The organism is Arcticibacterium sp. (assembly GCF_055134445.1).
The window spans coordinates 34487-49609 of the sequence record NZ_JBSRVI010000105.1; the positions used below are offsets into that span (position 1 = coordinate 34487).

14 protein-coding genes are annotated in these 15123 nt (G+C 35.2%); 7 read left to right on the plus strand and 7 right to left on the minus strand.

Features of this window, described 5'->3' with window-relative positions; all coding sequences use genetic code 11:
• Position 1: 1 nt before the first annotated feature.
• Positions 2 to 898: a DUF4249 family protein gene (locus tag ACTBZY_RS13875; protein ID WP_463046936.1), complete on the plus strand. Its 897-nt coding sequence runs from the start codon at positions 2 to 4 to the stop codon at positions 896 to 898.
• Between the two features lie 147 nt (positions 899 to 1045).
• Here the strand turns inward: ACTBZY_RS13875 and ACTBZY_RS13880 are convergent, their stop codons facing one another.
• From ACTBZY_RS13880 to ACTBZY_RS13910, 7 genes are all read right to left on the minus strand, one after another.
• Positions 1046 to 1576, minus strand: coding sequence for a phosphatase PAP2 family protein (locus ACTBZY_RS13880; protein ID WP_463046937.1), 531 nt, complete (start codon positions 1574 to 1576; stop codon positions 1046 to 1048).
• 1 nt (position 1577) lies between these two features.
• Positions 1578 to 2720, minus strand: coding sequence for a serine hydrolase domain-containing protein (locus ACTBZY_RS13885; RefSeq protein WP_463046938.1), 1143 nt, complete (start codon positions 2718 to 2720; stop codon positions 1578 to 1580).
• A gap of 26 nt (positions 2721 to 2746) precedes the next feature.
• Entirely contained in the window at positions 2747 to 3484 is a 738-nt protein-coding gene (locus ACTBZY_RS13890) for a COG4705 family protein (protein ID WP_463046939.1), read from the minus strand.
• 40 nt (positions 3485 to 3524) lie between these two features.
• Positions 3525 to 4982, minus strand: coding sequence for a hypothetical protein (locus tag ACTBZY_RS13895; protein WP_463046940.1), 1458 nt, complete (start codon positions 4980 to 4982; stop codon positions 3525 to 3527).
• Between the two features lie 10 nt (positions 4983 to 4992).
• Positions 4993 to 5589, minus strand: a complete 597-nt coding sequence (locus ACTBZY_RS13900; RefSeq protein ID WP_463046941.1) for an RNA polymerase sigma factor — start codon at positions 5587 to 5589, stop codon at positions 4993 to 4995.
• A gap of 110 nt (positions 5590 to 5699) precedes the next feature.
• On the minus strand, positions 5700 to 6182 hold the full coding sequence (locus tag ACTBZY_RS13905) for a PepSY-like domain-containing protein (protein ID WP_463046942.1): 483 nt from the start codon (positions 6180 to 6182) through the stop codon (positions 5700 to 5702).
• A gap of 368 nt (positions 6183 to 6550) precedes the next feature.
• On the minus strand, positions 6551 to 7954 hold the full coding sequence (locus ACTBZY_RS13910; protein ID WP_463046943.1) for a c-type cytochrome: 1404 nt from the start codon (positions 7952 to 7954) through the stop codon (positions 6551 to 6553).
• Between the two features lie 137 nt (positions 7955 to 8091).
• On the opposite strand from ACTBZY_RS13910, the gene ACTBZY_RS13915 reads away from it, so the two are divergent.
• The 6 genes from ACTBZY_RS13915 (at position 8092) to ACTBZY_RS13940 (ending at position 15117) form a co-directional block, all read left to right on the plus strand.
• Positions 8092 to 8553 (plus strand): DUF2147 domain-containing protein, encoded by a 462-nt coding sequence (locus tag ACTBZY_RS13915; protein ID WP_463046944.1) that lies wholly within the window; start codon positions 8092 to 8094, stop codon positions 8551 to 8553.
• Positions 8554 to 8567: 14 nt separating this feature from the next.
• Positions 8568 to 9215, plus strand: coding sequence for a DUF998 domain-containing protein (locus ACTBZY_RS13920; protein ID WP_463046945.1), 648 nt, complete (start codon positions 8568 to 8570; stop codon positions 9213 to 9215).
• 10 nt (positions 9216 to 9225) lie between these two features.
• Positions 9226 to 9864, plus strand: coding sequence for a VTT domain-containing protein (locus ACTBZY_RS13925; RefSeq protein ID WP_463046946.1), 639 nt, complete (start codon positions 9226 to 9228; stop codon positions 9862 to 9864).
• An 11-nt stretch (positions 9865 to 9875) separates the two neighbouring features.
• Positions 9876 to 12461, plus strand: coding sequence for a phosphatidylglycerol lysyltransferase domain-containing protein (locus tag ACTBZY_RS13930; protein WP_463046947.1), 2586 nt, complete (start codon positions 9876 to 9878; stop codon positions 12459 to 12461).
• Between the two features lie 69 nt (positions 12462 to 12530).
• A complete protein-coding gene (locus tag ACTBZY_RS13935; RefSeq protein ID WP_463046948.1) occupies positions 12531 to 13706 on the plus strand; it encodes a CehA/McbA family metallohydrolase domain-containing protein in 1176 nt (391 codons plus the stop codon).
• A 130-nt stretch (positions 13707 to 13836) separates the two neighbouring features.
• Positions 13837 to 15117: a TolC family protein gene (locus ACTBZY_RS13940; protein WP_463046949.1), complete on the plus strand. Its 1281-nt coding sequence runs from the start codon at positions 13837 to 13839 to the stop codon at positions 15115 to 15117.
• Positions 15118 to 15123: the final 6 nt, after the last annotated feature.

Sequence of the window (15123 nt, forward strand, 5' to 3'; positions counted from 1 at the left end):
TATGAAAAATATCATAATATCCGCCACTATTTTTGGTCTAATATGGGCTTTTACATCTTGCGAAAAACAAGTGTCAATTGCACCAGCACCATATAAGGATCAGTTATCCATTGAATGTCTTTTAGTAGCTAATCAAAAGCCAAAACTGTACTTAAATAAATCAGTAGCTTATTTCAGTAATTTGGTGAGTACTAAAGATTTATTTATTTCAGATGCTACAGTGAAAATCATATCAGGAGATGTGATAGATAATTTAAAAACGGCTATTGTTCATAATGATTTCTTATGTCGAGACGAATACTTTTGGCAAGGCGATTTAGAAATAGTAGAAGGTAAGACTTATACATTAGAGGTTACTTTTAAAGGCCAGGTTTTCACTGCCAATACTACCGTGAATCTAAAAAAACCTGTGATAGACTCCGTTGGATATACATCTCAGTTCAGTGATTTATATGGTGAACATGAAGGGGTAATTTTCTATTTCAAAGATATCCCAAATCAATCTAATTTTTATCGCTACAAAATGGCTAGGCAAGTAGATAGCACTGTAAGAACGGCAAATGATAAAATTTACAGAACGGAATGCAATGGGGCTAACTTTTTCACTGTGAATGAAATAGGGAGGTCTATTTATGACGACAAGAATAAAAATGGACTGCCGATGAGCTTTGTAATAGAACCATCGTATACACACAAGAAAGGCTCCGAAGCTCAGGTTTATCTGCAAACGGTTGATGAAAAATCTGCGAAATTTTATGATGCCCTAGATCGTCAAAAGCTGTCTTCTTATAATCCATTTGTAGAACCCGTATTCCTAAATAGCCAGATTGAGGGCTGTATTGGTGTTTTCGGAACTATGAACATTTCTCAACCAATGCATTTCGTTTATCCGGAATAAGTAGAAATGTAATTGCAATCCTTTCGAAAGTAACCGATAAACCAACTCTTTCTCAATGTTAGAATTGATTTAGTTAACCTAGATTTTCTTATGGATTGCAAAGATTTATTCAAAAGCAAACCCATTGAAATGGATACTTATATGGCTTTAAAACAAATACACAAAACTAAAGTCTGTTGATGAAACATCAAACTTGAGTTTCCCAAGATTTGAATCTTGTCGGAAGGTTTTTCTGAAAAGATAGGAGCTCCCTATACCTATTGCAGCACCACCCAAAACGTCGTAGATGTCATGTTTGTTTGCTTTGATACGCGTATAACCTACATATGATGCTACCAAGTAACTAGGGATTCCAACTTTTAGACCATAAAGCTGATTTAAAAAAGTAGCACCATAAAATGCTGCTGAGGTATGACCGGAAGGAAAACTAAACTTGCCTCCGTTTGGTCTGGGTTTATCTATAATTCTTTTAAGGCCCTGGGTAGTTACCTCAAAACAGATGAACCCTAAAGCATAATCCCTAAAATGACCGTTTGCAGATGAATATTTGAAAGAGCTAAGCAGTGCACCGGCTGGCAAGGCAATTGATAAATAATCTCCAGATTTTTCGCTGAAAGTTTTCTGAGCATTTACGGATCCAGATAGTAGTAAGATGGTTAAGGATAAGTACCGCAGCATTTTAAAAGCCTTCCATCTGATCAATGATTTGTAAAAATGTAGTCTGCCAATAATTAGGATGTGCAGATGTTTCGGTATCTCCAAAACGTACTATCATGATGTTTTTTTCTGGATATACATATAGGTATTGGCCAAACAGACCAATGGCATAAAAGCTTTTGTATTTGGCAGGGCCAATGCCCCAATTGTTATTATAATTATGTTTGTTGTTTCCTTCCGGATCTGGGCTAGTAGAATATGAAACCCAATCTTTTGAAACAATCTGTTCACCCTCCCAATTTCCATTATTCATATATAACCTTCCAAATTTTGCAAAGTCTAAAGCTCTGGCTTGAAGACAACAAAAAGCTTTCTCTACACCAAGGCTATCTGCCCTATCTAAACTCCAGTAAGCAGGTGCTTCCATGCCTAGTTTAGACCAAAGCTTCTTTTCCATGGTCTCGGAAATCGTATTACTATATACTTTCTCAACAATTAGACCTAGAAGCATAGTATTGATACTACTGTATTTGAAGATTGTATTTGGCGGAAATTCTATTTGGGCCTCTAGCACTCTTTGACGAAGGTCATCACCCCAGTAATATTCTGCATTATCTGATAGTGGGCTAAATTTACTGTCTGTGAACGCAATACCAGAAGTGTGATGGAGTAGATTTTCAATGCTAATTTTATCCCAACCTTCTTTTGATGCGTATTCTGGCAAATACTTTGTTATGGAATCGTCTTCATTGTCTATTTTTCCTTCGTCAATGGCAATTCCAATAAGAGTAGATATTATAGGTTTAACCATGGAGAATGAAGAAACGTTAGCATTTTCATCATAGTCTCGTCTATATTGCTCGTAGAGTAAGGTGTCGTTTCTTATGATCATAAAAGCGATAGTTTTATGCAAATCCACGAAAGCGTCGAGTGAAACATTGGTGGAATTAAAATCTTTATCTGAAACCCCTATAGAAGAACCCAGGCCATATTCTTTTAATGGAAGTTTAAAACAAAAGGGTTCTCTAATGCCATTTCCAACTTCTCTTTGCGAGAAATGGACATAATCCTTTTGCCCCGGTATACCACCATATCTTAATGTTTTGTAAAGACTGCAAGATGATAAGTTAAGAAGTATTAGAACTCCGGCAATCAAATATTTCATAGAATTTATTTTTTTTCAATCAGCTTTTATTGATTTAATTCTCTCTTTCTTTTTATTATGACATAAAATAAAAACCCAACGAGTAATATTGCCAAAACAGCTGAAGAACCCACTGTTCCAAGGTTTAAGCCTCCTTTCGCAATAGGTTTTGTGAGTAGGTCTCCAAATGTGGCACCAAATGGGCGAGTCAAAACAAAGGCCATCCAAAATAAGGCGATACGAGAAACTGAAGTGAAATAATATGCCAAAGCTATTATCGAAATTAAACTCCCTATTAATATTGCCCCGCCGCCAAAGCCAAGTCCAGAACTATCGGCTAGGAAATCTCCAAGAGCAGTACCTAGCGTATTGGAAATTAGAATTGTAAACCAGTAAAATGTTTCAGGTCTGAGTTTAGTTATATCTGCCACAGATAGAGACTTTTCTACGCTGTACCATAATGCTAGGATAGCCACCAATAAGCCAGATAAAATAAATGCACCTGTGGCGTAACCCAAACCCAGTGTTCTATCCATATAATCTGAAATGGTGGTGCCAGCGGTACTAGTGGCCACTATTACAAGCCAATAAAGGATGGGTTCATAACCCTTAGCTCTTAGCTGAGCAATAAGCGTTACAATAAAAAAGCTAATTAGAATCATGGAACTGGTTCCATATCCTATATTCATGGTCATAGAAAGAAGGTCTCCACCAGTTTCGCCTAAAGTTGTGGCACAGATTTTCATTATCCAGAAAATTAGATTGACTTCGGCTACCTTTTTCATGATTTTAATATTAAATAATTATTGATTTGAATTTTCAAAACTAGTACCATTTCGGCTGATACATTATTTTCAGTTTCACACCACCTAAAATGTCGTCTCGCTTATATATTGAGTTTTTCCATTGTGCAGATACGTAAGGTAAAGCCTGAAAAACATATTTACCAAGTCTCTTTTCAATTCCCGCTGAGAGTCGTCCATTATTAAAAACTGAATTTGAAATGTTTGCCTCATTTTTTCCTTCGTCAAACTCCCCTGAACTGCCTTTATATTCAAAAGTTACATACTGTTTTCCCGCCAAATCCAAATCTGTACCTAGGCCAAAGAGCAAAGTCCAATTGTTTCTTAAGGGGTACCTGTAACTAAGGCCTAAAGGTAACTGAAGAAAATAGTTGTCAAATTTTATGTTAAGTATTTCATTTCCTTGAGGTACAAAAGTGGCATATGTTGGCCTAAAATCAAGTTTGGTGTCTTTTGTGTATTCGCCATCTGTTAAATATTCATTGCCAAGTTGATTGGCAATTCTAAGCCCAGCTGAGATTCCCCAATGTTTTGAAAGAACTAACTCATTGGTGATTCCTGCTGCCAGCTGTTCATTCGCAACATCCATACTTACTCCAAAACGGTAGCGACTGTTTTCTAAATTTATATTAGGGATTCTAATGACCAAATGACTCTTTTCAGACTTAAATTCAGGAGCTTTAACACCTTTAAAAATGGCAGGAAAAATAAATTTCTTATCAAGTTTTAATTCATTCCCTTTAGATTTTTCTAAAGTTTCCAGTTTATATGGAGTAAAAGCAATCACATCTTTTTCAATGCCATTTCCTGTTAGATTATTATCCGGATTTTTGGCTAGATTGACTTTGTCTGAGATAACATTCATCTTGTCAATTAATTCAGGACTTTTTGTGTTTTGAGCTAAATTCTTATCGGGATTAATATACAGCTCATTAAGTTCTGTCTCTATTTTAGAAGCTAGTTTGATATCAGACTTTTTTGATACAGAATTAGCGTTTTTTGTTTCAATTTCCTTTTGCATTTGAATTGGCTCATTATTAATTGAAGGTTCTAGACCTTTGGAGCTTTCTTGTAAATTTTGAGCTGAAGCAAATTGCTTGTCAGAATCCAAAATTTGATTGACATATATCTTTCCAATTTTTGTGATAAAACGGTCAATGTAAATGGTGTCAGTTTTGTAAATTATTTCTGGAGTCGAGGTCTTTTCAAATGTTTTGTTGTTTTGTTGAATTGATTCTTTACTATTGTTTTTCGCAAGGTCATTGTTCGTATTATACAGACGAGCATTAAAGTAAAGCGAAGTGAGCATAGCTATTCCGGCTAAACCATAACCTATTGGTTTATAAAATGGCGAAAGTGGCGGTGTAATCGGAGGAATTGTCATAAAAGCCTTCATGTCATCCCAGTCACTCTCCTGAAACTCAGGCTCAATGCTCTCCAGCTTCCGTTTTATAGCGTCGTTGTAATTGTCTTTTTTCATACTCTTATCATTATGAATTTCTTATGGCAAACAGATCAGGTCTGTTTTTTTGTATCATGACCTGAAGTTTCACCCTAGCTTTTGAAAAGTTAGACCTCGATGTTCCTTCATTTATCCCAATTATCTCTCCAATCTCTCTATGATTGTATCCATCCACTACGTGCATTACAAAAACAGTTCGATAGGCAGGAGGAAGTTTTTGAACCAGAGTTAAAATTTCTTCTGCTGCTAAATGGCTTATGACATCTTCATCATATACTATATGTTCATGGCCTTCCAAATTTATTTCTTGGTCAAATTTTTTATTGTCCCGATAATGATTCAATGCTGTATTGACCATAATCGTACGTAACCAAGCTTTAAATGGATACGAGCTATTATATTTTTCAAGGTTATTGAAAACTTTCATAAACCCCTTATTAAGAATATCCTTTGCGTCTTCTGCATTCGAAGAATACCTCAAACATACGCTCTTGGCATAGCTGAAGTATTCTTTGAATAGCTTATTTTGAGCTTGTTCTTCCTTTTGTATGCACCTTTTAATAGTGTCTTCAATGGCAGAATCAAGTTTGAAATCAGGATATTTCGAAATCAAATTAAGTGTCATATTCGGTATCTTTAGCCTGTACACGGAAAGAGAAGAAACCGTTGTCTTGAGTAATGAAAAAAAATCAGAACTTATATGAGGATAAGCCTGATTTGAAAATGTAGTTTGCACTAAAGTTTGGCAGGTTTGCCATTTTCGTCAAAAATCAAGTCTTTTCCAGCGACTTCGGCTTCATAAAAAGTTTTACCATTTTTAGTAATAATAGCTGCTTCGGAGACTTTTTCACCTTCAAGTGCGGCTTTAACAACTTCTGGCAGCTCAGAGAATTCAATCTCTTTTTCTGTTTCTAGAATGTTCCCAATGGCGTCGAAAACTACTGAAAGTTCTTCTTCTCCATTTTCAAAAGAGGCTTCAAAGTCGTTTCCTTCTTTGTCCCATTCTATATCAGAGGCATTTGGATAAGCTTTGTTTAAAGCAGTTTTTACTTCGTCTGATACCTCAGCGTCTTCGGCTGATTCGTCTTCCGATTCTTCGGTTGCTTCGCTTGATAATTCAGCTACTTCTTGATCTTCAGCTTCCTCTTTTTCTTGATTCTCATTTCCACAAGCCAATGAACTTACTAAAAAGCCCATTAATACGATTTTCTTTATCATGATTTGCATCATTTATGTTGTTTAACAATACAAGATTAAGACGCAATTCTGTAGAGAGTTTGGAGAAGTGGTATTTCTAAGCTATTAGAACTAATCATCTTGCTCTTTGTCGTTCCCGCTTTCCACAAGGCCATTGGCATCAACTCAAGAGAGTGTGCGAGTCTATTTTTTTAAAATTCACGTAATACTCCTTAATAGTAATACGATCATTTCGGAGCCAGGCAGTAGATAGTTTTTTAGATCATTTTACTAATACCTCTCTCATAAGTAGATATTGAATAGGTCTTTAGATCTATTTGTTTCCTTTACGTAATATGTCCCTTACACGTAATACAAGAAAATATGGTCTTTATTTTATCAATTTGATATCATAATGTTTTTAGGTACTCAATTAGGTCGGCACGTTGTTCCACAGAGAGCCCATCTCCAAAATTGTGACCTTGATTGCTGTAGCCTTTCTCGTTAGTATCATAACTTTGTTTATCGATTTTATTATTTAATCTTGCGTATTTCCAGCCTACTTTTCCAGTATCATATTCTTGAGTAGTAAAGTTTCGTTTCCAAATACGCGGTCTTTCATTGCTGTTCAACAGGTCTTGGAGTGTGGGTATGGAACCATTGTGAAGATACGGTGCAGTAGCCCAAATGCCATCAAGAGGAGGAGCCACATAACCTTGCTGAATAACCAATTTAGCAGTGTAGGGAGGGCGTGCAAACCAACTACTGTTATACCATTCTAGCAATTGGGCAGAGGAGAAATTAGCTTTTAGTAACTCAGGATCTGTTTTAATAGTTTCTAGAGGGACAATCAAGTTGGGGTAAGTTGGGACATTGTCATATGTGCCATGACATTGTTGACAATTATTGTCAAAAAGAACCCTTCCTCTCCTAGCTGAGGCATCATCTATACTTTCAAAATATTTTGGTGGTCTAAGAGTTTTTATAAACGCATATACATTGGCAAACTCATTGTCTATTTTTCGAGCATCTAATGTATCCGTCAATGAGAATAGGCTACTCGCCATCATAAGTCTAGCGAAATCACCAGTACCTACTCCTGTATAGAACATGGCAAATTTCTTTTTGAGAAGCCACCATGCAGGCACATCAGTAGGTATCACAATATTATCAATAGATAAAGAACCTAAAGATTGCCATTTCAAGCTTGCTTTGTTTCTATGATTTGCTAAAATTAGAGCATATTTATCCGCAGGATTTACTCCCTGAGTATTCGTTTTACTCAACGGTGCTATCGCTTCTAAGGTTTGCTTATACTCCTTGAAATCTTGAAATTCCAGAGAGCTGCTGCCATGTTGACTTAGGACAAGATTATTTAATATTTGTAAATCTATTGACTGATCGTTGGAAAAATTCAAAGATGTATTACCAAGGCCAATCACCAGCTTGTTCTGAATGTAAGATGCATGGCAGCTGAGACAATTCGGCACTACGACCTCGGTATTATGTTTGCCCAAGACAAGATTATAATTGTAGTCAATACCTGCATTTAGCCCAGTTCTATTAAGAAGGTTTTGTGTCCGCTCACCCATAACCTGGTACCATATATCAATCGGTACTCCACTCTTGAGGTAGTCTCCAGTCACAAGATACTCATAGCCCCTCTCCGCAGATCCTGTTCTTTGTGGACTAGGCACTAGTTGGATATTATTTTGTAAAGGCGTTGGACTATCAATCGGTGGTTTACACGAAAGAACACTAAGTAAAGCTGCAAAAACAAAAAGAGTAGCAGTCCTAAATTTGATTTTATTCATCTCAACTATTAATAATAATGTAGGCAACATTAGGCTTAGAATCTGTAGAAAAATTGGATAAAAGCCATCTATTCAGAGAAAAGACCTCAGGCAACGCTTTTCAAACTATCTGGGTAAGGGTGTGAAAAGATAAAAAAATGACTCGAATAATTATTCTATTGATTTTCACGCTGCATCTCCCAGGAATGCTAGCTGCACAAATAAAAGGAGATGATCTTCTTGGATATTGGATTACGGAAGATGATAATGCCGTGGTGTATTGTACTAAAACAAATGACAAGTATAATGCAAGGGTAGTATGGTATGGACCTTTTCAAGAAGAGAACCTTAAAAAGATGTCTAAAAAAGAACGTGCCAACATTCAAACCAAATACCTAAATGAATTGGTGTTAAAGGATTTTATTTTTGATGGTAAAGAATGGGCCGGGGGAAAAATTATTCAGGTTTTTGAAGATAAAACCTACTCGGCTTGGGTAGAAAAGAATTCCAGCATGGAGTTGAAAGTTACTGGTTTTATCTTTTTTAGGTTCTTGTCTGAAAGTACCACATTAAGGCGGTGTCTTAAGCCTGACGGTGTACATCATCCTAAAGCGGTTTAATCATGTTTAAAAGAATGAACAATTCTCTGAAAGTCAATTGGTCATTAATGGCCATGTTTGCCATTATTTTTTTGTTTTATGGTGAATTTATGGGAAATGGTTATTTAGGAACTCTTTACACAGGATATGATTGGAAAACTGATTCCATAAGTTATTTAGGGCAGCAGAACAGCCCTGTTCTTCATTATGTTAAAGTTTGGGGAATATGTTTTACAATTACATACATCATACTAGGCCTTGCTTTTTACAAATCTTTTAATCACAAAAGCTTTATTGTAAAAATTGTAAGTGTACTTTTTGTAGTTTATGGATTTGGAGAAGGTGTTGGCTCAAGTTTTTTTCCAATTAATGAAAAGGGTTCTGCATTAACCCAGTCGGCATTTCTTCATAACTTATTTGGAGGTTTTGCCGATGTAGCCCTTTATGCCATTCCATTTCTTATGCTCTTTGAGTTTTCAAAGGGTAGGCACTTTAAATTTCATATAGCCACCTATGTTTTAATGGGTGTTGCCCTTGTAGCTTGTTTTATCTTTCTCATTGCCAAGTATTTCCATATAGGGCAGGGCGTTTTTACCTATAGAGGAGTTTGGCAGCGTATATTTTTATTGTGCTTTTACATCTATTTCTTCTTACTCATGAAAAAATTGCCTAAAGGCAATTAAACCTTATACCATGGAAATCTTAAAAATGATTTTTAATGCCGATGTTTTTTTAAACGAATTGGCAACCAATTACGGGAATTGGATCTATGTTTTTTTGTTCTTAATCATATTTTCAGAGACAGGTCTAGTCTTTTTGCCTTTTTTGCCAGGAGACGGACTACTCTTTGCTGTTGGTGTTTTAGCAGTTTCAAGTAACCTTAGCCCATGGGTTTTGATATTTGTTATGGTTTTAGCCGCATTTCTCGGAAACATAACCAACTATCATATTGGCAAATACCTAGGCAAAAGCATCTTGAAAACCAAACTCATAAAGCCCATTCACATAAAGAAGTCTAAAACGTTTTTTCATTTACATGGAATGAAAGCCATTATTCTCTGCCGGTTCATGCCTTACATTAGGTCTATCGTCCCATTTTTTGCAGGCGTTACTAAAATGAACATTTCTGTTTATCTAAAATACTCTTTGACAGGAGCATTATTTTGGGTCTTTACTTTTGTGTTGCTTGGCTACTTTTTAGGGCAATACCCTTTTATCCAATCGCACTTTCAATACATCGTGTATGCCATGATGGTATTTAGTTGGATTCCTTTAATCATCAGTTCTTACAAGTTTTTGATCAATAAAGCATTCACAACCCAAACAGTTTAATTAATAATATCATGAAAAAAAGTATTCAATTTATTTCAGGAAATTATAAGTCGATTATTCAAATCACTTTAGCTCTGTTTTTTGTGGCCATGGGGGTGTTTTTTATGATTCATGAGCAGGCAGAGATTGGTCATGTAAAAGATGCCATTATTTCTGCAAGACCTAACTGGCTTATATTGGGCTCGGCTTTGGTTCTTTTTTATGTACTCGTTATGGCTTGGATGTACCAATATAGTTTTAAGGCTATTTCAAAAGAAATAAGTTTAAACACAGCAATTATTCTGTTTTTGAAACGAAACTTTATTAGCGTTTTTCTACCTGCTGGTGTATTGACCAACATGGCATTTTTTAATAATGAAGTAAAGAAAAAAGAAGGGGTAAGCAAAACAGAAATTTATTTTGCTTCCTCTATCTACACGTTTTGTAGTATACTATCTACCGTTATTTTGGGTATTCCAGTATTAATATGGCTTATGTTTAAAAACATGGCATCTGGCCAGCATATTCTAGGATTAGCTTTGACTTTATTGCTATTAGGTTTATTTATTTATGCTTTTAAAAGTTTCCAGTCTGAAGGACGTATTTATCAATCAATTAAAAGGGGTTTTCCAGGACTAATTACTCAACTCACAGATTTTGGTGTGATGTCGTACAGAAAAAATGAAATACTCAAAGTTCTGGCTTTATCAGTAGTTATCGAGATCATTGGAATTGTCCATCTTTATATTTCTATGGTTGCTCTTAATGTACCAGCCACTTGGGAAATAGCTGTAATGGGCTACAGTATAATTTTGCTAATTTTAATGAGTTCTCCATTTTTAAGGGGAATAGGAGCCATTGAAATTACATTGGTATTCTTGCTAAAAAATTATGGAGTTTCAGAAGCGGATGCCATCTCTATCACCTTCTTGTTTCGCTTTTTTGAGTTTTGGAGCTTACTTGTTTTAGGGATTTTAGCATTTATTCTAAGAAAAGATAACCTCATTTTCAGGATACTGCCTGCGGCATTATTGTTTTTTTTAGGAGTCGTTAATATACTTTCTGTATTGAGTCCTGCCTTACATAATCGTCTTGCTCAACTTCATAATTTCCTGCCATTAGATGCCATTGATGCTTCCAATTATTTAGTACTGTTTTCTGGGTTTTTAATGTTTATTGTATCTGCCTATCTCATCAAAGGACTTCATAGAGCTTGGATTGTAGCTATTGTTCTATGCCTTTTCTCTATCGTAGGTCATATATCGAAAGGGATAGACTATGAGGAAGCCATAATAGCAATTGTAACTTTAGCTGCACTTATTTATGAAAGGAAACATTATTACTTTAAGTCCGATAAGAGTCACATTGTTAAGATTTGGTTCCCTGCAGTTTTGGCATCTTTTAGTATAATGTTTTTTGGAACAATAGCCTTCTTCTTTCTTGATAATAAGCACTTTGGGATAGATTTCACCTTCATGCAATCTCTCAAGGCATCACTGGAAACATTCTTTCTTTTTAATTATCACTTAAAACCAATAACGGTTTTTGGTGGCCGCTTTTTATTTAGCATGAATGCTCTTGGACTAATATCAATGGTTTATCTTGTTTATGCAGTTTTAAAACCACTGCTCATTAAAAATCAAACGAATGATGAAGAGGAGATTAAGATGGCTATTGAGCACATAAAAAAATATGGTAGATCCAATCTTGACTACTTCAAAACCTATTTTGATAAAAAATATTGGGTTTCAGAAAACTTAGGGGCAGTGGTTTCCTATAAAAAAACAAAGAACTATGCCATCGTTTTAGAAAACCCTGTTGTGAACGATCAAGAGTCGCTTCAAAGTGCAGTGATGGGTTTTGAAGATTATTGTAAAAATCAAGGTCTTAGGACAGCCTATTACCGCGTGCCGGAGTCTGACACAGTATTTTATGAAAACTTGGGAAAAAAGATTTTACCAATAGGAGAAGAGGCTTTTATAAACCTAGACGAATTCTCGACAGATGGTCGAAAAATGAAAGCATTCAGAAATGCAGTTAGTAAGGTAACAAACCTTAACTTAAAGTTTAAGGTAAATGAAGGACCACATAAAGGGGATTTTCTTCAAAAACTGAGAGCGGTAAGTGATTCTTGGCTCGTGGATATGGAAAGAAAGGAAATTGGTTTTTCACAAGGGATTTTCAACGAACATGAGCTTAAGAATCAAACAATATTGTCTGTAGAAGATGAAGAGTATAAAATCATTGCATTCATTAACCTAATTCCTAATTCAATTCCTTCGGAAGCAAATTTTGACCTCATCAGAAAAACGGCTGATGCTCCAGGTGGCACTGTTGATTTTCTTTACATAAAGATGTTGGAATATTTCAAATCGCAAGGTTTTAGTCGCTGCACTCTTGGTATGGTTCCATTTTCTGGAATAGATGAACCTACTACTATGAAGGAGCGAGTTATTAAACTGGCGTATGATAAAATTGCAAGATTTAGTTCGTACAGAAATCTTCGATTCTATAAAGAAAAATTTGAACCTCAGTGGGAAATGCAATACCTCGTATATGACACACCGTTAGATTTGTTCTTTATTCCATCTGCCTTAGAAAAAGTGATCAAAATCTGAGGCGTTTTGAAGTATGCCGGTTTTTTATTCTTATTAAAGAGTTAAAAAAGGACTTTATAAATTAATGAAATGTTTGTACTTAAACGCTTGATATTGCTCTTGGTAATCATTTTTGTTGGTTTGTATTTTCCTTTTTATGTTCAGACTGAGATATATAATTTCGGACAATCAGAACCATTTTCAGGTGACTCATTCTATAATCCTTATCAAAAATGGCAAAGTGATAAGCCACAAAAAGCTAATTTTCATGCCCATTCAAAGGCCTGGTTTGGTATTACAAATGGTGGTAACTCAGTATCCGAGGTAGCTACTGCATATAAATTAAAAGGGCATGAACTAGCATGCTTGTCTAACTATCAAAGCATTAGTAATAGAAGTGCTAGAGAGGGTTTTTTGCCAGTATATGAGCATGGTTTTAATATAATGAAAGTGCACCAGCTGGCTATTGGGGCAGATGCGGTAAGCTTTTTAGACTTTCCTTTTTTTCAATGTTTATCCCAAAAGCAATTGGTGATTAATAGAATTAAGGAGCATTCAAAGTTCGTAGCCTTGGCACATCCAGCATTAAGGAATGGTTACACAGAGAATGATTTGGCGTATCTATCCAATTATGATTTTATGGAAGTGCTTAGCCCTTTTGCCAATAGTTTAACTTTATGGGATACTGCTCTCAGGCATGGTAAGCGTATTTGGTGCATGGCTAATGATGATTTGCATCAAATTTCATCCCAAAGTTTGGGAAGATATTATAATGTAATCAGTAGTGAAGCTACCAATAAGGAATCTGCCGAAAAGTTAATGGAGGAAGGTTGTTTTTACGCTGTTCATGATAAGTCAGGAAGCTGTAAACTTTCACTAGAAAAGCTAAAAATTCATGGGGATATAGTAAGTTTTGATTTTAATGGAGAGGTAGCAAAGGTGTCAGCTATCTCCGATAAGGGGGTATTTGTTGATTTTAATTCAGATAAAGGGACAATCCTTTTTCCTGCTAATGAATCGTATGTTCGTCTTGAGGTCACAGATGTAGAAGGTAATTTGTTAATCACCAATCCGGTCATTCGTTCTGGAGTAAAAGAGGTTGCTGGGAGTAACTTTGTAATCAATGATTTTCATACAATGCTTTATAGAATGGCTGTTTTAGGTTTAACATTACTAATCCTTCTCCTTTGTTTTTCGAATGTTACCACTAGGGTTAATTTTGAAATCAAGGACATAATTTGCAAGTTATCATTGGCTTACACTTAAAAAAGACCAAGGAATTGCTTAAAATTGAAATACAAATTTCCTACAGAATTGCTTTCTAATTTTGGAACATAAATAATTCTTTTTGTTCATTGAGCTATTTTCAATCAACATTTAGCACGTTTCTCAATTCATGAAAAAAGCAATCCTTATTTCTTACTTTTTACTACTGCATTTAGTTAGTTGGGCACAATACAACATAAATTACTTTGTAGATCAGGCTATTAAAAACAGTCCTTTAATAAAAGAAAATAATAATTTATCAGAGGTAAGTAAACTGGAAATTGACAGACTAAAGGCATTTTATCTGGCACCTCAAGCAAACTTTACAGGTAATTACCTTTTTTCTCCAATCCTATCTTTGGATGGAAAAAACCCTTCCTTAAAAATTAATCCAGATGCTGCCACCAAATACCTAGGGTATGACCTAGCAAGCTCAAATGGGGGTACATACCAGGCATTATTTAACGTTAACCAACCACTTTTTAACCAAAAAAAGTATGAGGTTGCAGCCAAACAATCAGAAATAGCCTCTTCTATTTATCAAAATAATGCCAGAATAAGCGAACATGATTTATCTAAAATAATCGCTGACCAATATATCCTTTGTTATCAAAATTTACAGCAGATAGAATACCTTAAGGGGAGTATTGATTTATTGGAAGTGCAGCTAAATATGATGAAAATCCTGGTAGAGGCTAGTATTTACAAACAATCGGACCTCAATCTGATTTACATTGAGCAACAGAATTTTCGCACGCAGCTTTCTATTTTTGAAGCTTCTTATGCCCGAGACTTATTAGATTTAAAAATCCTCGCAGGTATGGGAGATACTACTTTATTTCAATTAGAGAAACCAGAAATAAGTCTAAATCCTATTATTTATTCATCTCTGTTTTCAAAGAAGTATGAATTAGACAGCCTCAATCTCTTTGCACAACAAGATGTTTCGGAACTAAAATATAAACCTCAGTTTGTGGCATTTGCCAATTCAGGACTCAATGCTGTTTATGTCCCAACTCTTCCTGCAAGATTGGGTTTCAGCCTAGGCTTTTCATACAATATTAGTTTATATGATGGAAATCAAAAAAATATCAATAGAGCTAAAAATACAATCTTGAGTCAATCAATTGCGAATTATAAAACAAATTTTGAAACACAAAATACCCTCCGTAAAAATAAAATTTTGAACGAAATAGTGTCTTATGTTAATCGGGAGGAATCAACTTTGGAACAGATTAATGACTATGAAAATCTTTTGAAAGGTTACACAAAAGAAATTCTTTCTGGTCAACTGTCTGTCATAAATTATATCACTGTGCTCAAAAATAAAGCGATTGTCCAAAGAGATTATTCGCTTATGCTATCGCAAAAACAATTACTTATAAATACCTACAATTATTGGAACTGGTAATAAATT